Here is a 24,207-nt window from a genome sequence, read left to right on the forward strand (position 1 = left end):
CGCGGCCGGGGGCCGGGCTCCTGCCGGTGCGTACGGACCGGCTCCCACCAGTGCGTACCCGGCGCGTACGAACCAGATCCCACCAGTGCGTACAGTCGTGGCGCACCGAACTGGTGCGCCAGGAGCGGCCGGTCGGGAAAGTGAGTGGACGATGCGTGTGGGGTCTGGTCGAACCGGTCGCCGCGAACCGGCCGGCGGCCCCCCGGCGGCGGCTCCCGCACTGCGGCGGGCCTGGACGGCGGTCGCGGCCTTCGCGGCGGTCCGCGCGCTCGGCCTGCTGGTCCTGGCGCTGTGGTCGCGGATCGCCGGAAGTGACGCCCACACGCTGCTGTCCGCGCGCTGGGACTCCCTCTGGTACGTGCGGGTCGCCGAGTCCGGCTACGACTTCACGCTGACCGCGCCGGACGGCCGGGTCCTGTCCGACCTGGCGTTCTTCCCGCTGCTTCCCTGGCTGGAGCGGGCCGTCGCCGCGGTGAGCCCGCTGGGGCCGGCCGACGCGGGCCTGCTGGTCAGCGCGGTCGCGGGCCTGGCGGCCGCCTGGGGCCTGTATCTGACGGGTCATCACCTCAATGGCCACCGGGCCGGGGTCCTGCTCGTGGCGCTGTGGGCGGCGGTCCCGGTCGGCATCGTCCAGTCGATGGCGTACAGCGAGGCCCTGTTCGTGGCGCTCTCCGCCTGGGCGCTGTACGCGGTGCTGCAGCACCGCTGGGTCGCGGCCGGGCTGCTCGCCTCGCTGGCCGGTCTGGCCCGGCCGGTGGGGCTCGCGGTCGCCGCCGCGCTGTGGGCGGGGGCCGCCGTCGAGGCGCGGCGCACCCGGCACGTCGACGCGCGGATGCTCGCCGGGGCCGCGCTCGCCCCGCTCGGCGCCGCGGGCTACGTGCTGTGGGTCGGCGCCCGCCAAGGCAGTCTGCTGGGCTATCTCGACGTCCAGGCCGCCTGGGGCAACGGCTTCGACGGGGGCCTCGCGTACGGGGAGTTCATCGTGGAGCAGCTCGGCGGCCGGCCGGGCGTGTTCGCCGGTCTCGGCCTGATCGTCGGCACGGCGCTCGCGGTCTGGGCGTACGTGGTCTGCGTCCGGCAGCGCCAGCCGCTCCCGCTGCTCGTCTACACCGGCATCGTCATGGTCCTCGCGCTGTGCTCGTCGGGCTACTTCGGCTCCAAGCCCCGGCTGCTGCTGCCCGCCTTCCCGCTGCTGCTGCCGGTGGCGGTGGCGCTCGCCCAGCTGCGCCCGGCGCGGTCGGTCCCCGTCGTCGCCGCGCTCGCCGTGGGCTCGGCGGTGTACGGCGCGAGCTGGCTGAACGGCTCGGGCCCGCCGTGACGGCGGGCCCGCCGCCGGGCCGCCGGAAAACTCATCAGAAAAAATTTCCCGAAGTCGCGTAATGACCGCGGGGGAACGCGCTCTCACCCTGTACGGCCCGCTCCTGGGCCCTCGTACGACCCGTACGCATGCGTACCGCAAGGGAAAGAGAGGCCCCTCATGTACACCGTGGTGGAGCGCGAACTGGAACTCAAACTGGTGCTGTCGCCCGAGCGCAGCATCCCCGTACCGGCCCGTCTCACGTACCGCACGGACGACCCCTACGCCGTGCACATCGCCTTCCACATCAGTTCCGACACCCCCGTCAACTGGACCTTCGCCCGCGAGCTCCTGGTCGAAGGGGTGTTCCGGCCGTGCGGCCACGGGGATGTGCGGATCTGGCCGACCAAGGTCGAGGGCCGCAGCGTGATCCTGATGGCGCTGAGCTCGCCGGACGGCGACGCGCTGCTCGAAGCGCCGTCCGCGCAGGTGTCGGCGTGGCTGGAGCGGACGCTGCGGGTGGTTCCGCCGGGCTCTGAGACCGAGCAGCTCGGCATCGACGACGGCCTCGCCGAGCTGCTCGCGCCCACCTCCGGCCGCGTCGGGAGCGACGAGCTGTGGCTGCGCGACCCGTGGCCGTCGGACGAGTCCCGGCCGGAGGAGGGTGCGTGAGAGCCCGGCGTCAGAAGAGCTTGCCCGGGTTCAGCAGACCCAGCGGGTCGAAGGCGTGCTTGACCGCGCGCTGCATCTCGACGCCCACCGGGCCGAGCTCGCGGGCCAGCCACTCCTTCTTCAGTACGCCGACGCCGTGTTCGCCGGTGATGGTGCCGCCCAGCTCCAGACCCAGCGCCATGATCTCGTCGAAGGACTCGCGGGCGCGCCGCGACTCGTCCTCGTCGGCGGCGTCGAAGCAGACCACGGGGTGGGTGTTGCCGTCGCCCGCGTGTGCGCAGACGCCGATGGTCAGGTCGTACTTGGCGGCGATCGACGCCGTTCCTTCGAGCATCGCGGCGAGCTGCGACCGCGGAACGCACACGTCATCGATCATCGTGGCCGTTTTGATCGTTTCCAGGGCGGTGAGGGACAACCGGCGCGCCTGGAGGAGGAGTTCGGATTCCGCGGCGTCCTCGGCCGGGACCACCTGGGTGGCGCCCGCGGCGGCGCACAGCTCGCCGACGGCGGCGAGGTCGGCGGCCGCGTGCGGGGTGTCGAAAGCCGCGAGCAGCAGGGCCTCGGTGGTGTCGGGCAGCCCCATGTTCGCCATGCGGTTGACGGCCTGGATGGTGGTGCGGTCCATGAGTTCGAGCAGGGACGGGGTGTGCCCGTGCTCCATGATCCGCACGACGGCGGCGCAGGCGGCCGCGGCCGACTCGAACTCGGCGGCCAGCGCGAGCTGTTGGGGCGGCGCGGGCCTCAGCGCGAGCACCGCCTTGACGACGATCCCCAGGCTGCCTTCGGAGCCGACGAACAGCCGGGTCAGGTCGTATCCGGCGACGCCCTTGGCGGTGCGCCGCCCGGTGCTCATGAGCCGCCCGTCGGCGAGCACGACCTCCAGGCCGAGCACGTACTCGGCCGTCACCCCGTACTTCACACAGCACAGGCCGCCGGAGGCGGTGCCGATGTTCCCGCCGATGGTGCACATCTCCCAACTGGACGGATCCGGCGGGTAGTAGAGCCCGTGCTCATGGACTTCGCGCGACAGTACGGCGTTGACGACGCCGGGCTCGACCACCGCGACCCGGTCGACGGGGCTGATCTCCAGGATGCGGTCCATCTTGACGAGCGAGAGGACGATGCAGCCGTCGCTGGCGTTGGCCGCGCCGGACAGGCCGGTGCGGGCGCCCTGCGGCACGACGGGCACGCGCAGCGCCGTCGCCGTGCGCATCACGTGCTGGACCTGCTCGACGGTGCGGGGCAGCACGACCACCGCCGGGCTGCCCGCCGCGCAGAAGCTCGCCATGTCGTGGGCGTAGGAGCCGGTGATGTCGGGGTCGGTGATGACGGCGTCCGCCGGGAGTCCCTCAAGCAGCCGTTCGAGAAGATCGTCCATGTCCTCAGCCTGGCACCCGGGGCCATCGGTGTGAACCCTTTCCCGCCTCGGGCGGGCGGGGCCGGTGCGCTCTTCGTATTGACGCACAGTGAGCGCCATGGAGATCGCTAAGACCGAACAGGACCCGGACGCGGCACGGCGGGCGGCCTGGCTGTCGGCCTCCGCCGCGGCTCAGCAGACCTCGCGGCGCTCGGGGCGGCCGCCGGCCCTGAAGCGGGCCGTCCTCGTGGCGCTGGCGGCGGGTGTGCTGGTCGGCGGCGTGCTGCTGCTCATGCCGGAGGACCGGGAGCCGAAGGCGCTGCCGCCCGCCCCGGGTCCGGCGGCGCGGGCCCTGACGGCGGTGGCGGCGGGGGCGCCCGCCTCGGTCGGCGATCTCACGGCGCTCATCTCGGACCGGGCCGCCTGGGTGCGCACCCACCCCGGCGACGAGGCGTCCTGGGCGGTGCTCGGCTCGGCCTATCTGGAGCGGGGCGAGCGGTCCGCCGACCCGTCGTACTACCCGCGTGCCGAGTGGGCGCTGCGGCGCTCGCTCGAAGTGCGGCCGAAGGACAACGCGGACGCCGAGATCGGCCTCGCGGCGCTCGCCGACGCCCGGCACGACTACGCTTCGGCGCGCACCCTGGCCGAGGGGGTGCGCTCCCGCGCGGCGGGCCGCTGGACGCTGTATCCCGCGCTGATCGAGGCGTACAACGGGCTCGGCGACGCGAAGGCCGCCGCGACGGCGGTGGAGCAGCTGCTCGAACTCCGGGGCGGTTCGGCCGCGTTCACGCAGGCGGCCGAGGTGTACCGGGAGCGGGGCTGGCGCGAGGACGCGTCGGCGATGCTCGACGAGGCGGCCGGGCACGCCGGATCGGCCCCGCAGAAGGCGGCCGCTCTGGTGGCGATGGGCGATCTGGCGTGGGAGCGGGGCGAGCCGGAGGGGGCCCTGGCGCAGTACGAGGCGGCGCTGCGCACCGATCCGGCGGCCGACGCGGCGCTCGCGGGCCGGGCCAGGGCCGAGGCGGCGCTCGGCCGCAAGGCGGACGCCCAGCGCGACTACCTGGCGGCGGTGTCCCGTCTCCCGCGCCCCGAATACGTCCTGGAACTGGGCGAGTTGTACGCGTCGCAGAGCCTGGACGGCGATGCGAAGACCTGGTTCGACAAGCTGCGCGAGCTCGCCGCGCGGGACGGCTCCAACGGGGTGGACGACGCCTTGGTGCTCGGCCGGTTCGAGGCCGACCACGGGGCGGCGCCCGCCGCGGTGGAGCGGCTCGAAGCCGAGTGGAAGGCGCATCCGAGCCCGGCGGCGGAGGACGCGCTGGCGTGGGCGATGTTCCGGGCGGGCGATACGGAGGAGGCGCTGGCGCACGCGAAGAAGGCGACCGACTCGGGGGCGCGCGACGCCCTGTTCGCCTACCACCAGGGCACGATCGAGCGCCGGCTCGGCCAGTCGGGCGCGGCCCGGCGCCATCTGGAGGACGCGCTGCGCACCAACCCGTACTTCTCGCCGGTGCTCGCGCCGAAGGCGAAGGAGGCGCTCGCCGCGCTCGGCGAGCCGGCGGAGGGCGGCCCGAAGGACATGTACGGCCATGTGGCGGCCGCCGAGCAGTCGGGTTCGGGCGGCTCCGGCTCCGGCTCATCGGCGGGCTCGGGCTCCTCCTCGAACTCCAACACCGGCCGCCGCCCCGGCAGGCCCCGCCCGGCCAAGCCCGCGAAGCCGCACCGGCGCCACTGACCGCGCCGGCGTGCACTGCGGCCCCACGGGTCAGGTCCGTGGGGCCGCAGAGTAGTGACGGTAACTCAATTACCGTGCAGATGTGACCAGTTGCAGGTCAGAGGTTGCCGCGCTTCTCCTGCTCGCGCTCGATCGCCTCGAAGAGCGCCTTGAAGTTGCCCTTGCCGAAGCCCATCGAGCCGTGCCGCTCGATCATCTCGAAGAAGACGGTCGGGCGGTCCTGGACCGGCTTGGTGAAGATCTGCAGCAGGTAGCCGTCCTCGTCGCGGTCGACCAGGATCTTCAGCTCGCGCAGCACCTCGACCGGCACCCGGGTCTCGCCGGCCCACTCGCCGAGGGTGTCGTAGTACGAGTCGGGGGTGTCGAGGAACTGGACGCCCGCCGCCCGCATGGCCTTGACCGAGGCGACGATGTCGTTGGTGGCGAGCGCGATGTGCTGGACGCCGGGGCCGCCGTAGAACTCCAGGTACTCGTCGATCTGCGACTTCTTCTTGGCGATGGCCGGCTCGTTGAGCGGGAACTTCACCTTGCGGGTGCCGTCGGCGACGACCTTCGACATGAGCGCGGAGTACTCGGTGGCGATGTCGTCGCCCACGAACTCCTTCATGTTGGTGAAGCCCATGACGTTGTTGTAGAACGCCACCCACTCGTTCATCTTGCCGAGCTCGACGTTGCCGACGCAGTGGTCGATCGCCTGGAAGATCCTCTTCTGGACCGGCTCGACCATCGGCGCGGCCGCGACGAAGCCCGGCAGGTAGGGGCCGGTGTAGCCGGAGCGCTCGACCAGGGTGTGCCGGGTCCTGCCGTACGTGGCGATCGCGGCGAGGACGACGGTGCCGTGCTCGTCGCTGATCTCGTGCGGCTCCTGAAGACCGGTGGCGCCGTGCTCGGTGGCGTACTTGTACGCGGCCCGCGCGTCCGGCACCTCGATCGCGAGGTCCACCACGCCGTCGCCGTGCTCGGCGACGTGCTCGGCGAGGAAGCGGCCCCGGTCGGTGGCGGTCTTGATGACGGAGGTGAACACGAAGCGGGCTCCGCCGCTGCTCAGGACGTAGCTGGCGGTCTCGCGGCTGCCGTTCTCCGGTCCGGAGTAGGCGACCAGCGTCATACCGAAGGCCGTCGAGTAGTAGTGCGCGGCCTGCTTGGCATTGCCCACGGCGAAGACGACCGCGTCCATGCCCTTCACCGGGAAGGGGTCGGCCTGCCGCACGGTTTCGGGGGTGTGAATGGTCTCAGTCATGGCGGCAGAGTCCCTCTGTCCGGCAAGCTGCGCAATAGTTCGCTATTTCACTGGTCAATCTGTGCGGTGACTGGCCAGTATGGGAGGGCGTTCTGTACATGATGACCATCTGGAGGCGGGCATGTCGATCGATCATCTGGACGGGCGGCTGATCGTGCTGCTCGCACGCGAGCCCCGGATCGGGGTCCTGGAGGCGTCCCGGCGGCTGGGGGTCGCGCGCGGCACGGTGCAGGCGCGCCTCGACCGGCTTCAGTCGAATGGAGTCATTCGCGGCTTCGGTCCCGATGTCGATCCCGCCGCCCTCGGTTACCCGGTCACCGCCTTCGCGACGCTGGAGATCAAACAGGGCCAGGGGGCCGATGTGCGGGCCCACTTGGCGACCGTGCCCGAGGTCCTGGAACTGCACACGACCACCGGGCACGGCGACATGCTGTGCCGTCTGGTGGCCCGCTCCAACGCCGATCTCCAACGTGTGATCGACCGGGTTGTCGGTTTTGATGGCATCGTCCGGGCCTCCACGGCGATCGTCATGGAGAACCCGGTCCCGCTGCGGATCATCCCGCTGGTGGAGCAGGCCGCGCGGGACGACATCCGGGAGACCGGGGGCCGGGGCGGCGGGGCACCGTAGGGTCGAGGGGAGCGCGTGTGAGCTTCTGGGACTACCTGTCCAGCAGGCACCAGCAGCTGCTCACCGACGCCCTCCAGCACGCGAGCGCGGTGTTCCAGTGCATGGTGATCGCGACGGTCCTCGGCATCGTCATCGGCGTGGTCACCTACCGCAGCGGCTGGGCGGCCGCCCTGGCCGTCGCGTCCACCTCGACGGTCCTGACCATCCCTTCGCTCGCCATGATCGGTCTGCTGATCCCGCTGGTGGGCCTCGGGGTGGCGCCCACCGTCGTCACGCTGACGCTGTACGGGCTGCTGCCCATCGTCCGCAACTCGATCGTGGGCCTGCGCGGCGTCGACCCCTCCCTCGTGGACGCCGCCAAGGGCATCGGCATGTCGCGCCTGGCCCGCATGGCGCGGGTCGAACTCCCGCTGGCCTGGCCGCCGATCCTCACCGGTATCCGGGTCTCCACGCAGATGCTGATGGGCATCGCGGCCATCGCGGCGTACGCCTCGGGCCCCGGGCTCGGCAACGAGATCTTCCGCGGGATCGCCTCGCTCGGCAGCGCCAACGCCATCAACCAGGTACTCGCGGGCACCCTCGGCATCATCGTGCTCGCCCTGCTCTTCGACGCGGCGTACGTACTGATCGGCCGTCTCACCATCCCGAGGGGGATCCGTGTCTGAGCCCGGCGGCGCCTCGGCCTCGGGGGCCTCCATCCAGCTGGAGAACCTCACCAAGCGGTACCCGGGCAACCCCAGCCCCGCCGTGGACAGCGTCAGCATGGAGATCAAGGCGGGCGAGACCGTGATCTTCGTGGGCCCTTCGGGCTGCGGGAAGTCGACCACGCTCAAGATGATCAATCGCTTGATCGAACCGACCTCCGGCCGCATCCGGATCGACGACGAGGACGTCACCGACATCGACCCGGTGAAGCTGCGCCGCAAGGTCGGGTACGCGATCCAGTCGTCCGGGCTCTTCCCGCACATGACGGTCGCCGAGAACATCGCGCTCGTACCGAAGATGGTCGGCTGGTCCAAGTCGAGGGTGAAGGACCGGGTCGAGGAGATGCTCGACCTGGTCGGGCTCGACCCGCGCGAGTTCCACGGCCGCTATCCGCGCCAGCTCTCCGGCGGACAGCAGCAACGGGTGGGCGTGGCACGGGCGTTGGCGGCCGACCCGCCGGTCCTCTTGATGGACGAGCCGTTCGGCGCGGTCGACCCGATCACCCGGGACCACCTCCAGGACGAACTGATCCGCCTCCAGCACGAGTTGCACAAGACGATCGTCTTCGTCACCCATGACTTCGACGAGGCGATCAAGCTGGGCGACCGGATCGCGGTGCTGCGCGAACGCTCGCACATCGCCCAGTTCGACACCCCCGAAGCCATCCTCACCAACCCGGCCGACGACTTCGTCTCCGGGTTCGTGGGCGCGGGCGCGGCGCTCAAGCGGCTCAACCTCACCCGCGTACGGGATGTGGAGATGGCCCAGTTCCCCACGGTCACCGTGGACGACCCGCTCCAGTCGATCTTCAACAAGCTGCGCAGCGGCCCGCACAACGAACTCCTCATGCTGGACCGCAGGAACCGGCCCTACAAGTGGCTGCGGCGCGGCGACCTGATGCGCGCCAAGGGCTCGCTCGCGCGGGCCGGGCAGCTGGTGCACGACACGGTGACCCGGGACGCGACGCTGCACGACGCGCTGGAGGCGGTCCTCATCGACTCCGGCGGCCGGGTCGCGGTGACCGGGCGGCGCGGCGAGTACATCGGCGTCGTGGACATGGAGACGCTGATGAACTCCGTGCACGAACTCCTGGAGGCCGACCGGCTCGCCGCCATCGAGCACCAGCACGACCTGGAGGAGCTCCGCCACCACCAGACGGAACAGGAGCTGGAGGGCGGTGCGGAGCAGTCATGACGCCCAGGAGCCCCGCGCCCGCCGAGCGCCCGCCGGGTGAGCACGAGGTCAAGGGCCACGCCTTCCGCGACGAGTTGCCCGAGGACCTCGCCGAACCCGAGGAGGAGCCGGGCCCGGCGCCGGGCGGACCGGCCCGCCGGATCACCTGGCAGAAGCTGGTCTTCCTGCCGGCCGTGCTCGTGGTGGTCCTCCTGATCACGTACTTCTGGATCACCAACGCCCACCTGGACTCGATCGCCAAGAACTCCCTCGCCAACGGCAACGTCCAGCTGCGCCTGTGGCAGCACGTCAAGCTGACGGCCATCTCCACGTTCTGGGTGCTCGTCATCGCGGTCCCGCTGGGCATCGCGCTGACCCGGCGCGGGGTGAGCAGAGCCGCCCCGCTGGTCACCGCGATCGCCAACACCGGCCAGGCCACCCCGGCCATCGGCCTCCTTGCGCTCCTGGTGATCTGGCTCGGCATCGGGCCGGGCACCGCCGTCATCGGCATGGTGATCTACGCGGTGCTCCCGGTGCTCTCCAACACGGTGGCCGGGCTGCGGGCCATCGAGCCCCAACTGGTCGAAGCGGCCCGGGGGATCGGCATGTCGGCGCTCGGCACCCTGGGCAGGGTCGAACTGCCCCTCGCCGTGCCACTGATCCTCGCGGGGGTGCGCACCGCGCTCGTCCTGAACGTGGGCACCGCGACGCTCGCCACCTTCGGCGGCGGTGGCGGCCTCGGCGACCTGATCACCTCCGGCATCCAGACCCAGCGCATGCCGGTGCTGGTCCTCGGCTCGGTCCTGACGGTGGCGCTCGCCCTGCTCGTGGACTGGCTGGCCTCCCTTGCCGAGGTGGCGCTGACCCCGCGCGGACTGGAGGTGGCGTGATGCGTCACCTCCGTACGGCACGGGCCGCCGCCGGGGGCTCGCTCGCGCTGCTCGCCGTGGTGTCCGGCTGCGGGCTCAAGTCCGGCTCGCCGATGGTGGACGACGTGGTGCCCGGCTCGGTCGGCCGGGGCCTGCCCCTCAAGGGGGCCTCGCTGACGGTCACTTCGAAGAACTTCAGCGAGAACATCGTCCTGGGGCAGATGGTCGGTCTGGTCTTCAAGGCGGCCGGCGCCGAGGTCCTCGACCGCACGAACCTGCCCGGCTCGATCAGCGCGCGCGAAGCCATCGTCAAGGGCGACGCGGACGCGATGTACGAGTACACGGGCACGGCGTGGATCACGTACCAGGGCAACAGCAAGCCGATCACCGACCCGCAGGCGCAGTGGCAGGCGGTGCGTGACGCCGATCTGAAGAACGGCGTGACCTGGCTGCCCCAGTCGACCCTCAACAACACCTACGCGCTGGGCATCAGCCAGGCCAACAACACCAAGTACCACCTCAGGACGCTCTCGGACGTGGCCGCGCTGTCGAAGAAGGACCCCTCGGCGGTGACGATCTGCGTGGAGAACGAGTTCGCCTCGCGCGAGGACGGGCTGCCCGGCATGGAGAAGGCGTACGGGATGTCGATTCCCGCCTCCAACATCCAGAAGATGGACGCCGGGATCATCTACACCCAGGTGTCCAAGTCCAGCTCCTGCCTGCTCGGCGAGGTGTTCACCACCGACGGCCGGATCAAGGCGATGAACCTGGCGACCCTCCAGGACGACCGGCACTTCTTCCCCAACTACAACGCGGCGCCGGAGCTGCACAGCAAGACCTACCAGAAGTACCCGGCGATCGCCGCCCTCCTGGACCCGGTCAGCGCCAGGCTCACCACGCAGGTCGCCCAGGACCTCAACGCCAAGGTCGACGTGGCGGGCCAGGACCCGCACGACGTGGCGCTCGACTGGCTGGTGCAGCAGGGGTTCATCAAGAAGGGCTGAGCCGGGCCGCGCCCATAACGGGCCCACCCAGAACGGGCCCACCCAGGACGGTCCGCGCGGGACGGTCCCGCAAAGAACTCGATGCAAAGAAAACCCTGCAAAGAGGTTGATGCAAAGAAAGCGTTGCAACACTCCCTTTGCACGGCTACGGTGGAGTCATGCCCGAGAACAAGCAGCCCGGCAGCAAGCCCCCCGAGAACGCGTCCGGGGAGCGCGTCCTCGACGCCCGCGCCCTGCGGGGCCTCGCCCATCCCCTGCGCATCCGGCTCCTGGGGTCGCTGCGCCACGACGGACCGGCCACCGCCTCCCAACTGGCCGAACGGCTCGGCGAGTCCAGCGGCGCCACCAGCTATCACCTGCGCCAGCTCGCCGCGCACGGCTTCATCGAGGACGACGCCGAGCGCGGCAAGGGCCGCGAACGCTGGTGGAAGGCCACGCACAACGGCACCTCCTTCGGCGAGGACCTGCACACCAGCGCCGACCCGGAAGTGCGGGGCGCGGCCGACCTGTTCATGCACGAGGTCGCCACCATCCACACCCAGGAGCTCGCGACCTGGCTCGGCACCAAGCACGACTGGCCGGAGCCCTGGGCCACCAGCGGCGACCTGAGCGACTTCACGCTGAACCTCACCGCGGCCCAGCTCCAGGAGCTCAACGAGAAGCTGCACGCCGTCGTGGAGACCTACCGCACGATCACCCCGGACGCCTCGGACGCCGCCCAGGTCCGCGTCCATCTGCACTCCTTCCCGCGCTCCTCCCAGACCCGCTGAAGGGACCACCGCCGTGCACCCCGAGACCCACCTCCTCCTGCACCGCTCGCGCACCGCCGAACTCCAAGCCGCCGCCGCCCGCCCCGCACTCCCCCGCGAGCACCGCCTGCGCATACAACTGGGCTGGATCCTGGTCGAGTTGGGGCTGCGCCTGACTCAGCAGCCGCCCCACCGAGCAGCCCGCCTCGCATGAGCGGCCCGGGGGGACACCGCGACAGAAGGCCGCTCGCGGCCGTACTCACCGCCAACGCCGTTTCGGCCACCGGGAGTTCGCTCACCCTCATCGGCGTCCCGTGGTTCGTGCTCCAGACCACGGGCAGCGCGGGACGGGCCGGAGTGGTCGCCTGCTGCGCGACGCTGCCGATCGTGATCTCGGCGCTGATCGGCGGCCCGGTCATCGACCGCATCGGCCGCCGCCGGATATCGGTCGGATCCGATGTCGTGTGCGGGCTCGCGGTCGCCGCGATCCCGCTCCTGCACCGCGCCGGACTCCTCCAGTTCTGGCTGCTGTGCGCCCTGATGGCGCTCGGCGGCCTCGCCCACAACCCGGGCGTCACCGCCCGCTACGTCCTGCTGCCCGACCTCGCCCGGCAGTCCGGTACGACCCTTCCGCGCGCGGCCAGCGTGTACGACGCCGTCTCGCGCGGCGCCCGGATGACCGGCGCGGCCCTGGCCGGTGTGCTCATCGCGCTGACCGGCGCCGAGTCCGTGCTGCTCATCGACGGCGCGACCTTCGCCGCCTCCGCGCTGCTCGTCGGGTGGGGCCTGCGCGGAGTCGGCGCGGCCCAGCCCCGGCGCGCCGCGCCGCCCGTCTCGCTGCGTACGTACAAGGCCGAACTGCGCGAGGGATACGCCTACTTGGCGCGCACCCGGCTGCTGCTCGCGGTGGTCGCCATGGTGATGCTGATGAACGGTACCGACCAGGGCTGGGCCGCGGTACTGCTCCCGGTCCACGTCGAGCGGGACCTGGGCGGCGCGACCCAACTCGGCCTGCTGGCCGCGCTGTTCGGGGCGGGCGGGCTGTCCGGCGCGCTCCTGTACGGCCTGGTCGGGCACCGCTTCTCGCGCCGTACGGTCTTCTCGGTCTGCGTGCTGCTGTGCGGCGCGCCCCGGTACGCCGTCGCCGCGCTGACCGGTACCACGCCGCCGCTGGCGGTGACGATGCTGGTGGCCGGTCTCGCGGGCGGCGCGTTGAACCCGATCCTGACGACGGTGATCTACGAGAAGGTCCCGGACGAGCTGCGCAGCCGGGTCGCCGGGGTGCTCTCGGCGGGCTGCGAGATGGCGATGCCGATCGGCGGGCTCGCGGCGGGCTTCCTCGTGGAGGGTGCGGGGCTGCGGGGCGCGCTGCTCGCGGTCGGCGGGGTGTACTTCCTCGCGACGCTGAGCCCGCTGGTGTTCCCGGCGTGGCGGGATCTGGAAGCGGGTGCCGCCGATGGTGCCGGTGCCGTCAGCAGGCCGGAACCGGGGCGCCCTTCTGCAACGCCTGGAGCGCGGACACCGCGCCCGTCAGCGTAGTCACCGGGATCAGCCGCAGCCCCTTGGGCAGTTCGGCCTTCGCGTCCGAGCACTCCCCCTGCGGCACGAGGAAGACGGTGGCGCCGTCCCGGGCGGCGGCCTGGGTCTTGAGCGCGACCCCGCCGACCGCGCCGACCGCGCCACCGGGGGTGATCGTCCCCGTACCGGCGATGTTCCGGCCGCCGGTCAGGTCGCCGCCGGAGCCGTCGCCGTGCAGCTTGTCGATGATGCCGAGGGTGAAGAGCAGACCCGCGCTCGGCCCGCCGACGTCGGCGAGGTGCAGATCGACCTTGACCTTGTCGGGGCTGAGGCCGAGGTAGCCGAGGGCCGCGACGGAGGCGGCGTCCTGCGACTGCTTCATCTCCGCCTGGTTGTGCTCGGAGATCTGCTTCTCGCTGCCGCCGCCCGGATAGACCGAGTCGCGCGGCATGACCGCCCGGTCGGTGCGGAACCAGCCGTCGACGACATCGGAGAGGCCCACCTCGGCGTTGGGTCCGGTCGCCTCGATGGTGGTCATCCGCAGCTGCCCGGTGGTGGGGCGGGTGGCCGCGCCGGAGATCGTGATCACCGGCTTGCCACCGTCGTCGCCCAGCACGTTCGCGGTCGGGCCCGGCTGCGCCACCGCGAACGGCAGCGGCGCGAAACCGGCGACGGCGAGCAGCGCGACGACCGGCGCGGCGCCGATGGCGATGTTGCGGAGGCGGGAGTGACGAGTGAGCACGGCTCCAATCTATCCGTACGCACCGCCCGGCCCGGGGGTGGCCAACGGATCGGGGACCGAGCGCGGACGGCTGGCGCGGAGGGTGGCCGGGGGCGCGGGGCTGCCCCGGCTGTCGTCCGCGGCCCGCCGCCGAGGGCGCGGCCCTCAGCGCAGGGCGTCCGCGACCTCCTTGGCCGCGTCCACGACCCGGGGTCCGACCCGTTCGGGTACCGCGTCGGCGAGCATGACCACGCCCACGCTCCCCTCTATCCCGGTGACCCCGACCAGCGGGGCGGCGGCGCCGCTGGCCCCGGCCTCCAGTTCGCCGTGGGTGAGGGTGAAGCCGGGCTCGGCGAGGCCGCCGCTCTGGCGGGCCGCGAGGATCGCCCGGCCCGCGGCGCCCCGGTCCAGGGGGTGGCGGAACCCGGCCCGGTAGGCCACGTGGTAGTCGGTCCAGGTCGGTTCGACCACGGCCACGGCGAGCGCGTCCGAGCCGTCGACCAGGGTGAGGTGCGCGGTGGCCCCGATGTCCTCGGCGAGCGAGCGCAGCGCGGGCAGCGCGGCCTCCCGCACCAGCGGATGCACCTGGCGGCCCAGGCGCAGCACGCCCAGACCCACCCGGGCGCGGCCGCCCAGATCACGTCGTACGAGAGCGTGCTGCTCCAGCGTCGCGAGCAGACGGTAGACGACCGTCCGGTTGACGCCGAGTTTGTTGGACAACTCGGTGACCGTCAGACCGTGGTCGGTGTCGGCGAGCAGCTTGAGGACACGTAGTCCCCGGTCGAGCGTCTGGGAGGTCTCCGCGGTCACGACGCCCACTCCTTAAGTGGTGAGTCGCTGGCGGCTTTCTCACGTCATTCCCGCCACCGGTCCCGTTGGCGACGCGCGGAGAGGCCGCCGGCAGGCCATGGCACCGGCTGCGCTCCGCGGCGACGTTGCCACGGGGCGTTTGCATGGCGGGGACAGTAGCGAGCGGACACCGCTCAGCGGAAGACCTCGTCCAGAATCCGGGCGCGAACGGAATTCCGGACCCCGAGAAATGGGCAAAAGCAGGCCCAACGGATGGGCAAATAGAGACTGGAGACGACGAATTTGATCCCTTTTCGATCACCTTCGGGACCAAAGTCCGGGTCACCAGGGACCTTGGGCGACCGGCACGGATTTGCCGGGACATTACTGTGGCAGACGTTCGAGGGGCGTCCGTGGGGGCCGGTCCTCGTACGCATCCCGTTCTCCGGGATCGAGCGGGGCCCGGCAACGCACACCGGGCCCCGTTCCGTGCGCAGGGCTACTTCATGCGGGTGGCCCACTCCTGGACCTTCTTGATGCGCTCGCGCAGCTGACCGGCCGTGGCCTCCGCGCTCGGCGGCCCGCCGCACACCCGGCGCAGCTCGGTGTGGATGACGCCGTGCGGCTTGCCGCTCTGGTGGACATACGCGCCGACCATCGTGTTCAGCGACTTGCGCAGTTCGAGCAGTTCCTTGTGCGAGACGACCGGCCGCCGCTCGGCGGGCAGCTCCAACAGGTCGGCCTGCTCGGCCGGCTTCTGGCGGCTGTGCGCGATCTGCCGGGCCTGCCGCTTCTGGAGCAGCATCTGCACCTGGTCGGGTTCGAGCAGGCCCGGAATGCCGAGGTAGTCCTGCTCCTCCTCGCTTCCCGGGTGGGCCTGCATGCCGAATTCGGCGCCGTTGTACATCACCCGGTCGAAGACGGCATCGGATTCGAGCGCCTCGAAGGGGAGCATGTCCCCTTCCCCGGTGTCCTCGTCCTGCTGCTTGTTCGCGTCGTCCATTTCCTGCTCGGACTCGGCGTACGGGTCTTCTTCCCCGTCCTTCTTCGGTTTGTCGAGCACGTGGTCGCGCTCGACCTCCATCTCGTTGGCGAAACCGAGGAGCATGGGAATGGTGGGGAGGAAAACGGAAGCGGTCTCGCCGCGCCGCCTCGACCGTACGAAACGGCCGACGGCCTGGGCGAAGAACAGCGGGGTGGAAATGGTGGTGGCGTACACGCCGACGGCGAGCCGGGGCACGTCGACGCCCTCCGACACCATGCGGACGGCGACCATCCACCGGTCGTCGCCCTCGCTGAACTCGTCGATCCGCTTGGACGCGCCGGTGTCGTCGGAGAGCACCACGGTCGCCTTGCTGCCGGTGATCTCCCGGATCAGCTTGGCGTAGGCGCGGGCGGAGTCCTGGTCGGCGGCGATGACGAGGGCCCCGGCGTCCGGGATGGCCTTTCTGACCTCGGTCAGCCGCTGGTCGGCGGCCCGGAGCACATTGGGCATCCAGTCGCCGCGCGCATCGAGCGCGGTGCGCCAGGCCTGCGAGATGGCGTCCTTCGTCATGGGCTCGCCGAGCCGCGCCGCGATCTCGTCACCGGCCTTGGTGCGCCAGCGCATGTTGCCGCTGTAGCTCATGAATATGACGGGTCGCACGACCCCGTCGGCGAGGGCGTTCCCGTACCCGTAGGTGTAGTCGGCGGACGACCGCCGGATGCCGTCGTTGCCCTCCTCGTACGTGACGAACGGGATCGGGTTGGTGTCGGACCGGAAGGGGGTGCCGGTGAGGGCGAGCCGCCGGGTGGCCGGATCGAAGGCCTCAAGGCACGCCTCACCCCACGACTTGGAGTCACCGGCATGGTGGATCTCGTCAAGAATCACCAGGGTCTTGCGCTGCTCGCACCGGTTGCGGTGCAGCATCGGGCGCACTCCGACACCGGCGTACGTCACGGCGACCCCGTGGTACTCCCTGCTCAGCGGCCCGGCGCTGTAGTCCGGGTCGAGCTTGATGCCGACCCGGGCCGCCGCGTCCGCCCACTGCTTCTTCAGGTGTTCGGTCGGCGCGACGACGGTGATCTGCTGCACCACGTGGTGGTGCAGCAGCCACGAGGCGAGCGTCAGCGCGAAGGTGGTCTTGCCTGCGCCGGGCGTCGCGACGGCGAGGAAGTCACGCGGCTGCTCCTGGACATACCTCTCCAGGGCGCCCTGCTGCCAGGCGCGCAGCTTGTTGGCGGTGCCCCAGGGGGCCCGGCCGGGGAAGGCGGGTGAGAGGTGGTGGGAGGCGGTAGTAGTCACGGTCTCCGGTTCGGGGCTCTCGGTGTACGGGGTCACGGGCATCCGGGCGGGGCCCGGGGGGGCTCTGGGTATGACAACCGGGCCACCTTACCGGCGCGCGCCCGGACACCATGGCGGAACGCCCCCGGGCGGGGGCGGGTTGAGACCCGCCTCACAGCGTGGAGAAGACCGACGGCTCACCGCTTGAAGCGGGGCAGCTGCTCAGCGATCTTGGGGACGTCGAGCATGCCCTGGCAGACGTCGAGGACGAACCGCTCCGCTTCGTCCACGTCGAAGTCCGCGTCGAGCCGATGGCCGTTCAGGTGCAGGAACACCCAGGTCGCGTACCAGGCGATGCGCTTGTTCCCGTCGACCAGACCGTGATTGCGCGCCAGCGACTCCATGAGGGCCGCCGCCTTCTGCCAGACGTCCGGATAGGCGTCCTGGCCGAACACGCTCGACTGGGGGCGCGCGAGGGCCGAGTCGAGGAGCCCGTAGTCGCGCACTTCGTCCGCCCCCAGCCGCTGCGCGAGATTGAGCAGCTCGGGCAGCGTGATGTAGTGCATCAGGCGAGCCTCCGGTTCAGCTCGGCGCTGGCCTTCAGCACGTGGTCGGCCGCCTCGTTGAACAGGCGGGAGTGTTCGTTGATGGCCCGGATGACCGCTTCGTGCACGAAGGCCTGCATGCTGCTTCCCTCGGCCTCCGCGCGCTCGCGCAGGGCAGTGAGCTCTTCTTCGGTGAACCTGACGTTGAGACCAGCCATGGGTCGACGGTACCGCGCGGTACCGCGCGGTGTCAGCCGGATTCCCGCACCCGCCCCGCCACCCACGCCCCCGCCAGCGCCACCGCCCCCATCGGCAGGAACACCGCCGCGAACGCACCCGCGTGCGCGCCCGGCTCTCCGCCGCCCAGCGCCGCGAACGCCGCGCCGCCCGCCGCGAGCAGCAGCACGTTGGACAGGCCGTCCGAGATCTGGAGGGCGGCGGAGTTCGCGCCGGCCTCCTGCGGTGGGGAGAGCTTCAGCAGGAGCACGCTCGTCGAGGCGATCACCACACCCATGCCGAAGCAGCCCACGCCCCAGGCGACCCCGACCACCCACACCGGCACCGCCGCGACCAGCACGCTCGGCGCGGCCGCGATCGCCAGCGCCACCAGCACCATCCCGGCCACCATCAGCCGCTCCCGGTACGCCTCCAGGCGCGGCCGGGACTGCACGTACGAACCCAGCGCCCACGTCGCCCCGCCGACGGCGAGCGACAGCCCGGCCATCGTCGGCGTAAGCCCCCGCTGGCTGACCAGCATCAGCGGCACGAACGACTCCGCCGCGATGAACGACCCCGCCGCGAACCCGCGCAGCAGCACCACCGACGGCAGCCCGCGCGCCGCCCGCCAGGTGCCGCGCGGCAGCAGCCCGCGCCGTCCCGCGACCGCCGGGACGAGCAGGGCCGCGCCGACCGCACCCGGGATCAGGGACAGCCACCGCAGTTCCTGCCCCGCGTACTGGAGCAGCCCGGCGCCGATCGAGACCCCCAGCGCCAGCCGGATCCGCCGCCGGTCGAAGGGCGCCACGGGCGCCGACGGATCGGCGGGACCGGCCGCCATCCGCCGGGTCGCGGGCAGCGCGAGCGCCAGCGGGAACACCACGAGCACCGGAATCCCGATGAACACCCAGCGCCAGCCCAGCTGTTCGGTGACCGTGCCCGCCAGCAGCGGCCCCACCACCGAGGGCACCACCCAGCCCGCCGCGAACGCCGCCATGATCGTCGGCTGGAGCCGGCCGGGATAGGCCCGCCCCACGACGACGTACAACGCGACGATCACCAGACCGCCGCCGAGCCCCTGCACGGCCCGGCCGGCGATGAACGTCCACATGTTCAGGGCCGTACCGGACAGCAGCAGCCCGGCCGCGAAGGCCGACATCCCGACGGCGAGCGCCCCGAGCGGCCCGCGCCGGTCGGCCCACTGCCCCGCCACGACCATCCCGAACAGGCTCGTCGTGAAGTACGCGGAGAAGGCGAAGGCGTACCGGGACACCCCGTCGAGCTCCCGCGCCGCGACGGGCATCGCGGTGCCCACCGCCGTCGCCTCGAACGCGATGAGCAGCACGACGGTGATGATCCCGAAGCTCAGCGCGCGGTGCTCCCGCCCGAGGATGCCGCCCGCGACGCCTCCCGCAGGGAGGCCGGTTATTCGGGCATCGGACGGTTCAAGAGCGGTCATTCGCTCAGCGTAAGAGGCATAACCGCAGATGGCGCCTGTCCCGGGGCGGTCTCCGGCTCCGCCAATGGTCGTACGACCATGAACGCCGCATGGCAGTCGTATTGCAGCCCGCCGGGCCCTCTTCCCCTCCCCCGAGCCCGCCGCCTACCGTCGTCTCAACGCACCAGCACACGGCCGTGTGCCCGAGTGGTTACAGGGGCTCGCCTGCAAAGCGAGTTACGCGGGTTCGATTCCCGCCACGGCCTCCACCGCCCCCGCCGGGGGGGTACAGGTAGGGCGGACTCCATCAACGGAGTCCGCCCTACGTGCCGTTCGGCCGCCGCGCGGTCGGCTAACCCTGTTGGGCCACCGCCGCCTGCGGGCGGATCGGGAGGCGGTTGACCGGGCGGCCGGTGGCGGCGCGGACCGCGGAGGCGATCGCGGCCGGGCAGGTGACGACCGGGACCGCGCTCGCCGCCTTCGCGCCGAAGGGGGCCACCACGTCCCGCTCCTCGACCAGTTTCACGATCCGGATGTCGGGAGCGTCCAGGGCGGTGGGCAGGGCGTAGCCCGTGAGGTCGGGGTGGCGGATCCGGCCGCGTACGGTGCGGAGGTTCTCGGTCAGGGCGGCGCCCACGCCCTGAGTGACGCCCGCTTCGATGCGGGCCGTGAGCTGACGGGGGTTCAGGACGCGGCCGACGTCCTGGGCGACGGCGAGTTCGACCACGCGCACCGAGCCGAGCTCGATGTCCACGTCGACCACCGCGCGGATCGCGCAGAACGCGAGGCCCACGAACGCGTCGCCCTGGCCCGTCTCGTCCAGCGGCTCGGTGGGGTGCGGGCGGCACTGGGCGGTGGCCCACAGCTCCTTGCCGTCCATCGCCTCGGTCACCGTGGTGGACAGCACACCGTCGTACGACGTGATCTTGCCGTCGGCGATCTGGAGCAGCTCGGTGGACATGCCGAACTTGTGCGCCAGGGGCTGGAGGAGCTGGGTGCGGACCATTTTGGCGGCCCGCTCGACCGCGCCGCCGGACACCCAGGTGTGGCGGCCGTGGGTGGCGGGGCCCGCCGGGGGCTGGTCGGTGTCGACGGGCGCCATGTGGACCTCTTCGACGCCCAGGGTCTCCTGGACGATCTGGCGGGCCAGCGTGGCGAAGCCCTGGCCGGTCTCGACGGCCGCGCAGATGACCGTCGCGACGCCGTCGTGGACCTTGACGGTGGCCGTGGAGACCTCGTCGGTGCCCTCGGCGCCGAGCATGTGGACCATGCCGAGCGCGTAGCCGACACCGCGCCGGACCGCGTCCGGCTCGCCGGCGCCCTCGGGGCCGCCCGGCAGCAGCCAGTCGTCCTCGGGCGCGTCCTTCGGCAGCACGGGCAGCGGGAAGTCCCGTACCGCGCCCAGGAGTTCGGCCACCGGTGCCGGGCAGGTCACCGTCTGGCCGGTCGGCAGCAGGTCACCGGTCGCGAGCACGTTGCGCATCCGCAGCTCGGCCGGGTCGATGCCCAACTTCGCGGCCAGCTTGTCCATTTGGCCCTCGTACGCCGCGCACACCTGCAGCGCGCCCTCGCCCCGGACGTGCCCGGACGGCGGGTTGTTGGTGCGCACCGCCCAGCCCTCCACGAAGGCGTGCGGCACGACGTACGGGCCGCAGGCGAACGCGACGGCGGCGGCCAGCGATTCGGCGGAGGCCTCGGCGTACGCGCCCGCGTCGAGCAGGATCTGCGCCTCGACCTTGACCAGGCGGCCCTCGGCGTCCGCGTGGTGGCGGTAGCGCAGCAGGGTCGGGTGGCGGTGGGCGTGACCGAGGAAGGACTCCTCGCGGGTCGCGGTCAGCTTGACCGGGCAGCCGGTCCGCAACGCCAGGAGTCCCAGCGGGAGTTGGAAGCCGAGGTCCTCGCGGTCGCCGGTCGCGCCGGGCACGCCGGTGACGACGACCTTCACCCGGTCCGGCTCAAGACCGAAGCAGGCGGCGGCCAGATCGCGGTCGCTGTGCGGGTCGGTGGAGGCGGTGTACAGCTCGACGCCGCCGTCGGGGCGCGGCACCGCCAGACCCGCCTCGGCGCCGATCGGCGCCGGGTCCTGGCGGCCGATCCGGTACAGGCCCTCCACCACGACCTCCCCGGTGACCTCCGGGTCGCCGTACTGGAGCGGGATGTGGCGGATCAAGTTGCCGTCGGGGTGCAGCGGTTCGGCGGCGAACGCCTTCTCCGGGTCGGTGACCGGTTCGAGCACCTCGTACTCGACCGCGATGGCCGCGGCCGCGAGGCGTGCGGTGTCCGGGTGGTCGGCGGCCACGGCGGCGATGGGCTCGCCGTGGTGGCGGACGAACTCGGCCGCGAAGACCGGCCGGTCCGCGATCCTGCGGCCGAACGCCGGGTCGCCCGGCACGTCGGCGTGGGTCACCACGGCCCGTACGCCCGGCATCCCGGCGGCGGCCGAGGTGTCGATGGAGACGATGCGGGCGTACGCGTGCGGGGCGCGCAGGACCGCCGCCCACAGCAGGCCCTCGGCCCACAGGTCGGCCGCGTAGGGGAAGGTGCCCTCGGTCTTGGCCCGCGCGTCGGCGGGCGCGAGCGACGCGCCGATGCCGTGCTCGGGTGGCTGCTCCGGGTCCGCCACCGGGGTGGCGCCTTCGACCGTCGCGGTGGCTGCGTCGTTGCTCACGCCATGCCTCCGTCGTGCGTGTGCGGGGGCCTGGCGCTGCCGGCCCCTGGGGGTGCCTGGTGCGGAATGCGGGCCTCTTCGGCCAGGGCTCCGGCCGCCTCGCGGCCCGCCACGACGTCCTTCACGGCGTCGAGCACACCGCGGTAGCCGGAGCAGCGGCACAGGTTGCCGCAGAGCGCCTGGCGGGTCTCCAGCTCGGTCGGAGCGTGGTTGCCTTCGAGCAGATCGTGCACGGTCATGGCCATGCCGGGGATGCAGAAGCCGCACTGCACCGCACCGCTGCCGGCCAACGCCCGCTGGACGTCGGAGGGTTCGCCGTCGGTGGCGAGCCCCTCGACGGTACGGACCTCACTGCCGGCGGCGGTCGCCGCGGGCACCAGGCAGGAGGCGACGAGCCGCCCGTCCACCTGGACGTTGCAGGCCCCGCACTCGCCCTGCGAGCAGCCGTCCTTGGCCCCGGCGAGCCCGAGCCGCTCGCGCAGCACGTAGAGCAGCGACTCGCCGACCCAGGCCTCGGTGACGGGCCGGTCGGCCCCGTTCACCCGCAACACGTAGGAGGCGCGGGGGTGTTCGAGATCGGGCAGGGCCCCGGCGGCGGGCTCGGGCTCGGCGGCTTCGGGAGCGTCGGGCGCCTGGGCCGCTTCGGGCGCGGTTTCGGCTGCGGGCGGCTCGGGCGCGGCCTCGGCGGCCTCCGGCGCTTCCGGCCGCACCGGCTCCGGCCCGGACACCGCTTCGGGCTCGGGCTGCGGGAGGGCGGCGGCCGGTACGTCGGCGACCTCCCGCGGCGCTTCGGGTACGCCCGGCACTTGCGCCGATGCTTCCGGTACGGCCGGTACGTCCGCGGTTACGTCTCGCACGTCCGGAATCCCGGCGGCGGGCGGGGCGGGCTCGGGCGCCGCTTCGTGGGCGGGCTCCTGGGGGGCCTGTTCGTGCGGCGCGGGCGCCGGCTCGGGAAGCTGGTTGGCCCAGGGCGCGGGCGCGCCGCCGGGCAGGGTGGCGGGCGGGGTCGAACCCCACTGCTCGATCAGCGAGGATGTGGTGAACTCGCCGGATTCCTCGGGGAGTTCACCCTCGGCGACGGGAATCGTCCACTGGCCGGTGCCCGCGAGCGAGGGCTCGTCCGCGAAGTTCCACTGGGCCGTGTCGCCCGGGTTGTGCGCGGGCTCGGAAGAGGTCCCGGGCACGGGAGCGGGCGCGGCGGGCTCCGGCCACACCACGGTCTGCGCGCCCTGCGCCGGGGTGGTGTCGGGCGCGCTCTGCCCGGTCAGTTCGGTCGGGATGCGCCAGACGCCGGTCGCCGCCGGATCCGTCGCCGCGATCGGGGTGAGCGGCACGATCATCGGCGGCACGTAGCCGTGGCCGGGCGCCGCCAGCGGGGCGCCCATCAGGTCCATGTCGGGGGGCAGCTGGACGAAGGCGGTGGCGTCGGGCTCGTACTCGCCGCCGTGCGGAACCGGCTCCCAGCCGCCGTGCCGGGGCACTTGGCCGTAGCCGTGCTCGTGTTCGCGCTCGTGGTCGTTGTTGCGGTCGGTCACGACAGTGCCCTCCCCAGTGCTCGTCGGGCCAGCGCGGCGACCGTGCGCCGCAGGTGCAGTACGGCGGGCGAGAGCGGCGGGGCCTCGGTCCCGTCGGCGCCGGGCGCCGGGTCCGGGATGCAGGCGGCGGCCACGTACTCGCCGAACGCGCCGAGCGCCTCCGGGGCCAGCGCCGCGCGCTCGCCGTCCCAGTCGATCAGCGAGGCGATCCAGCCCTCGGCCTCAAGGGGCCGCAGCGGCATCGGCGCGATGGCGCCGACCGCGCAGCGCACCCCGCGCCGGGCCGGGTCCAGGACGACGGCGACCGAAGCCGTGGCGCGGCCGGGGCCGGTGCGGCCGGTCGCCTTGAGGAAGACCTGCGGGGCGTGCAGCAGCGGTACCCGGACATAACCGATCAACTCGGCCAGGGCGAGCAGGTCCCGGCCCGCCAGGAGGTGCGACACGGGAATTTCCCGCCGGGCACCTTCGGGACCCGCGATGACGAGGGTGGCTTCGAGCGCGGCGAGCACGGGCAGCGCGTCGCCGGTCGGGGCGGCGGAGGCGATGTTGCCGCCGAGGGTGCCGGCGTTGCGGATCTGCGGGGGGCCCGCGGCGCGCGCGGCGGCCGCGAGCGCCGGGATGAGCGCCGCGAAGTCCGGACGCCCCATTCGGGCGTGGGTGAGACCGGCGCCGAGCAAGGCGTGCCCGTCCTGGTACTGCCAGCCGCGGATCTCGTTGATCCGGCCGAGTCCGACGAGGCCCGCGGGACGCAGCAGGCCCCGGTTCACGGCCGCCATGAGATCGGTGCCGCCCGCGACGGGCACGGCGGCGGGCATGGCCGCGAGAGCCGCCACGGCCTCGTCGAGCGAGGCCGGCAGCGTCACCGACTGCGTCGCCTGCGGTGCGTGCGTGGTCAACCCAGCTGCCCCTTCCCGGTGTCCCGGCCGTACCGACTGTGCCGTCTGTCGCCACCTGCTGATGGCCGTACCGTACGTGCTCACAGCCCGGACGTGGCAACTCTGGCACATCTTCCGGACCGGCCGACGGGAGGGTCCACGAAGGGCACTTCCGTCCCCGACCTGGGGAATGTTCCGGTTTCACGAGTC

22 protein-coding genes and 1 tRNA gene are annotated in these 24,207 nt (G+C 72.4%); 12 read left to right on the forward strand and 11 right to left on the reverse strand.

Features of this window, described 5'->3' with window-relative positions:
* The first annotated feature begins 151 nt into the window (after positions 1-151).
* Both ACIBK6_RS03280 and ACIBK6_RS03285 read left to right on the forward strand, forming a co-directional pair.
* Positions 152-1,318: a hypothetical protein gene (locus tag ACIBK6_RS03280; protein WP_399048284.1), complete on the forward strand. Its 1,167-nt coding sequence runs from the start codon at positions 152-154 to the stop codon at positions 1,316-1,318.
* 159 nt (positions 1,319-1,477) lie between these two features.
* Complete coding sequence (locus ACIBK6_RS03285; RefSeq protein ID WP_399048286.1) at positions 1,478-1,969, forward strand: SsgA family sporulation/cell division regulator; 492 nt, start codon at positions 1,478-1,480, stop codon at positions 1,967-1,969.
* Positions 1,970-1,979: 10 nt separating this feature from the next.
* Here ACIBK6_RS03285 and ACIBK6_RS03290 read toward each other — a convergent pair whose 3' ends face one another.
* Positions 1,980-3,347, reverse strand: coding sequence for an FAD-binding oxidoreductase (locus ACIBK6_RS03290; RefSeq protein WP_399048287.1), 1,368 nt, complete (start codon positions 3,345-3,347; stop codon positions 1,980-1,982).
* A 97-nt stretch (positions 3,348-3,444) separates the two neighbouring features.
* On the opposite strand from ACIBK6_RS03290, the gene ACIBK6_RS03295 reads away from it, so the two are divergent.
* Complete coding sequence (locus ACIBK6_RS03295) at positions 3,445-5,061, forward strand: tetratricopeptide repeat protein (RefSeq protein ID WP_399048289.1); 1,617 nt, start codon at positions 3,445-3,447, stop codon at positions 5,059-5,061.
* A 97-nt stretch (positions 5,062-5,158) separates the two neighbouring features.
* Here the strand turns inward: ACIBK6_RS03295 and hppD are convergent, their stop codons facing one another.
* On the reverse strand, positions 5,159-6,301 hold the full coding sequence (gene hppD, locus ACIBK6_RS03300; protein WP_399048291.1) for a 4-hydroxyphenylpyruvate dioxygenase: 1,143 nt from the start codon (positions 6,299-6,301) through the stop codon (positions 5,159-5,161).
* 121 nt (positions 6,302-6,422) lie between these two features.
* On the opposite strand from hppD, the gene ACIBK6_RS03305 reads away from it, so the two are divergent.
* From ACIBK6_RS03305 to ACIBK6_RS03340, 8 genes are all read left to right on the forward strand, one after another.
* The gene (locus tag ACIBK6_RS03305; RefSeq protein ID WP_399048292.1) at positions 6,423-6,929 is read left to right on the forward strand and encodes an Lrp/AsnC family transcriptional regulator; all 507 of its coding nucleotides are present in this window, start codon (positions 6,423-6,425) and stop codon (positions 6,927-6,929) included.
* A 17-nt stretch (positions 6,930-6,946) separates the two neighbouring features.
* Complete coding sequence (locus ACIBK6_RS03310; protein WP_399048293.1) at positions 6,947-7,594, forward strand: ABC transporter permease; 648 nt, start codon at positions 6,947-6,949, stop codon at positions 7,592-7,594.
* Positions 7,587-8,828: an ABC transporter ATP-binding protein gene (locus ACIBK6_RS03315; RefSeq protein WP_399048295.1), complete on the forward strand. Its 1,242-nt coding sequence runs from the start codon at positions 7,587-7,589 to the stop codon at positions 8,826-8,828. Before ACIBK6_RS03310 ends, ACIBK6_RS03315 begins: the two co-directional genes overlap by 8 nt.
* The gene (locus tag ACIBK6_RS03320; RefSeq protein ID WP_399048297.1) at positions 8,825-9,697 is read left to right on the forward strand and encodes an ABC transporter permease; all 873 of its coding nucleotides are present in this window, start codon (positions 8,825-8,827) and stop codon (positions 9,695-9,697) included. Before ACIBK6_RS03315 ends, ACIBK6_RS03320 begins: the two co-directional genes overlap by 4 nt.
* A complete protein-coding gene (locus tag ACIBK6_RS03325) occupies positions 9,697-10,680 on the forward strand; it encodes a glycine betaine ABC transporter substrate-binding protein (RefSeq protein ID WP_399048300.1) in 984 nt (327 codons plus the stop codon). Before ACIBK6_RS03320 ends, ACIBK6_RS03325 begins: the two co-directional genes overlap by 1 nt.
* A gap of 158 nt (positions 10,681-10,838) precedes the next feature.
* Positions 10,839-11,450: an ArsR/SmtB family transcription factor gene (locus tag ACIBK6_RS03330; RefSeq protein ID WP_399048302.1), complete on the forward strand. Its 612-nt coding sequence runs from the start codon at positions 10,839-10,841 to the stop codon at positions 11,448-11,450.
* A 13-nt stretch (positions 11,451-11,463) separates the two neighbouring features.
* Positions 11,464-11,643: a hypothetical protein gene (locus tag ACIBK6_RS03335; RefSeq protein WP_399048304.1), complete on the forward strand. Its 180-nt coding sequence runs from the start codon at positions 11,464-11,466 to the stop codon at positions 11,641-11,643.
* Complete coding sequence (locus ACIBK6_RS03340; RefSeq protein ID WP_399048305.1) at positions 11,640-12,968, forward strand: MFS transporter; 1,329 nt, start codon at positions 11,640-11,642, stop codon at positions 12,966-12,968. Before ACIBK6_RS03335 ends, ACIBK6_RS03340 begins: the two co-directional genes overlap by 4 nt.
* Here the strand turns inward: ACIBK6_RS03340 and ACIBK6_RS03345 are convergent.
* The 6 genes from ACIBK6_RS03345 to ACIBK6_RS03370 all read right to left on the reverse strand — a co-directional run bounded on the left by ACIBK6_RS03345 (position 12,901) and on the right by ACIBK6_RS03370 (position 18,940).
* Positions 12,901-13,689: a S16 family serine protease gene (locus tag ACIBK6_RS03345; protein ID WP_399048307.1), complete on the reverse strand. Its 789-nt coding sequence runs from the start codon at positions 13,687-13,689 to the stop codon at positions 12,901-12,903. The two genes, ACIBK6_RS03340 and ACIBK6_RS03345, sit on opposite strands and share 68 nt — an antisense overlap.
* A 144-nt stretch (positions 13,690-13,833) precedes the next feature.
* Positions 13,834-14,478, reverse strand: a complete 645-nt coding sequence (locus ACIBK6_RS03350; protein WP_399048309.1) for an IclR family transcriptional regulator — start codon at positions 14,476-14,478, stop codon at positions 13,834-13,836.
* 478 nt (positions 14,479-14,956) lie between these two features.
* A complete protein-coding gene (locus ACIBK6_RS03355; protein ID WP_399048311.1) occupies positions 14,957-16,783 on the reverse strand; it encodes a DEAD/DEAH box helicase in 1,827 nt (608 codons plus the stop codon).
* A 134-nt stretch (positions 16,784-16,917) separates the two neighbouring features.
* On the reverse strand, positions 16,918-17,286 hold the full coding sequence (locus ACIBK6_RS03360; protein WP_399048313.1) for a type II toxin-antitoxin system death-on-curing family toxin: 369 nt from the start codon (positions 17,284-17,286) through the stop codon (positions 16,918-16,920).
* Positions 17,286-17,483, reverse strand: coding sequence for a plasmid mobilization protein (locus ACIBK6_RS03365; RefSeq protein WP_399048314.1), 198 nt, complete (start codon positions 17,481-17,483; stop codon positions 17,286-17,288). The genes ACIBK6_RS03360 and ACIBK6_RS03365 overlap by 1 nt, the downstream gene beginning before the upstream one ends.
* Positions 17,484-17,515: 32 nt before the next feature.
* Positions 17,516-18,940 carry an MFS transporter gene (locus ACIBK6_RS03370; protein WP_399048316.1) on the reverse strand — a complete coding sequence of 475 codons (1,425 nt, stop codon included), beginning with the start codon at positions 18,938-18,940 and terminating at the stop codon, positions 17,516-17,518.
* 172 nt (positions 18,941-19,112) lie between these two features.
* Here ACIBK6_RS03370 and ACIBK6_RS03375 point away from each other — a divergent pair.
* Positions 19,113-19,188, forward strand: a tRNA-Cys gene (locus ACIBK6_RS03375).
* Between the two features lie 83 nt (positions 19,189-19,271).
* Here the strand turns inward: ACIBK6_RS03375 and ACIBK6_RS03380 are convergent.
* Genes ACIBK6_RS03380 through ACIBK6_RS03390 form a run of 3 tightly spaced genes read right to left on the reverse strand, consistent with a single transcriptional unit; the run spans position 19,272 to position 24,018 of the window.
* Positions 19,272-21,587 (reverse strand): xanthine dehydrogenase family protein molybdopterin-binding subunit, encoded by a 2,316-nt coding sequence (locus ACIBK6_RS03380; protein WP_399048317.1) that lies wholly within the window; start codon positions 21,585-21,587, stop codon positions 19,272-19,274.
* Positions 21,584-23,122, reverse strand: coding sequence for a 2Fe-2S iron-sulfur cluster-binding protein (locus ACIBK6_RS03385; RefSeq protein WP_399048319.1), 1,539 nt, complete (start codon positions 23,120-23,122; stop codon positions 21,584-21,586). The genes ACIBK6_RS03380 and ACIBK6_RS03385 overlap by 4 nt, the downstream gene beginning before the upstream one ends.
* A complete protein-coding gene (locus ACIBK6_RS03390; RefSeq protein ID WP_399048322.1) occupies positions 23,119-24,018 on the reverse strand; it encodes an FAD binding domain-containing protein in 900 nt (299 codons plus the stop codon). Before ACIBK6_RS03390 ends, ACIBK6_RS03385 begins: the two co-directional genes overlap by 4 nt.
* Positions 24,019-24,207: the final 189 nt, after the last annotated feature.

It is taken from the genome of Streptomyces sp. NPDC050485 (assembly GCF_044458185.1).
In the GTDB taxonomy this organism is placed as follows: Bacteria; Actinomycetota; Actinomycetes; order Streptomycetales; family Streptomycetaceae; genus Streptomyces.

Coding starts and splice junctions, on each gene's coding strand:
- ACIBK6_RS03355 (WP_399048311.1), bottom strand. CDS start 16,783: ATGCCCGTGACCCCGTACACCGAGAGCCCCGAACCGGAGACCGTGACT.
- ACIBK6_RS03340 (WP_399048305.1), top strand. CDS start 11,640: ATGAGCGGCCCGGGGGGACACCGCGACAGAAGGCCGCTCGCGGCCGTA.
- ACIBK6_RS03295 (WP_399048289.1), top strand. CDS start 3,445: ATGGAGATCGCTAAGACCGAACAGGACCCGGACGCGGCACGGCGGGCG.
- hppD (WP_399048291.1), bottom strand. CDS start 6,301: ATGACTGAGACCATTCACACCCCCGAAACCGTGCGGCAGGCCGACCCC.
- ACIBK6_RS03360 (WP_399048313.1), bottom strand. CDS start 17,286: ATGCACTACATCACGCTGCCCGAGCTGCTCAATCTCGCGCAGCGGCTG.
- ACIBK6_RS03280 (WP_399048284.1), top strand. CDS start 152: ATGCGTGTGGGGTCTGGTCGAACCGGTCGCCGCGAACCGGCCGGCGGC.
- ACIBK6_RS03330 (WP_399048302.1), top strand. CDS start 10,839: ATGCCCGAGAACAAGCAGCCCGGCAGCAAGCCCCCCGAGAACGCGTCC.
- ACIBK6_RS03285 (WP_399048286.1), top strand. CDS start 1,478: ATGTACACCGTGGTGGAGCGCGAACTGGAACTCAAACTGGTGCTGTCG.
- ACIBK6_RS03290 (WP_399048287.1), bottom strand. CDS start 3,347: ATGGACGATCTTCTCGAACGGCTGCTTGAGGGACTCCCGGCGGACGCC.
- ACIBK6_RS03320 (WP_399048297.1), top strand. CDS start 8,825: ATGACGCCCAGGAGCCCCGCGCCCGCCGAGCGCCCGCCGGGTGAGCAC.
- ACIBK6_RS03325 (WP_399048300.1), top strand. CDS start 9,697: ATGCGTCACCTCCGTACGGCACGGGCCGCCGCCGGGGGCTCGCTCGCG.
- ACIBK6_RS03365 (WP_399048314.1), bottom strand. CDS start 17,483: ATGGCTGGTCTCAACGTCAGGTTCACCGAAGAAGAGCTCACTGCCCTG.
- ACIBK6_RS03370 (WP_399048316.1), bottom strand. CDS start 18,940: ATGACCGCTCTTGAACCGTCCGATGCCCGAATAACCGGCCTCCCTGCG.
- ACIBK6_RS03305 (WP_399048292.1), top strand. CDS start 6,423: ATGTCGATCGATCATCTGGACGGGCGGCTGATCGTGCTGCTCGCACGC.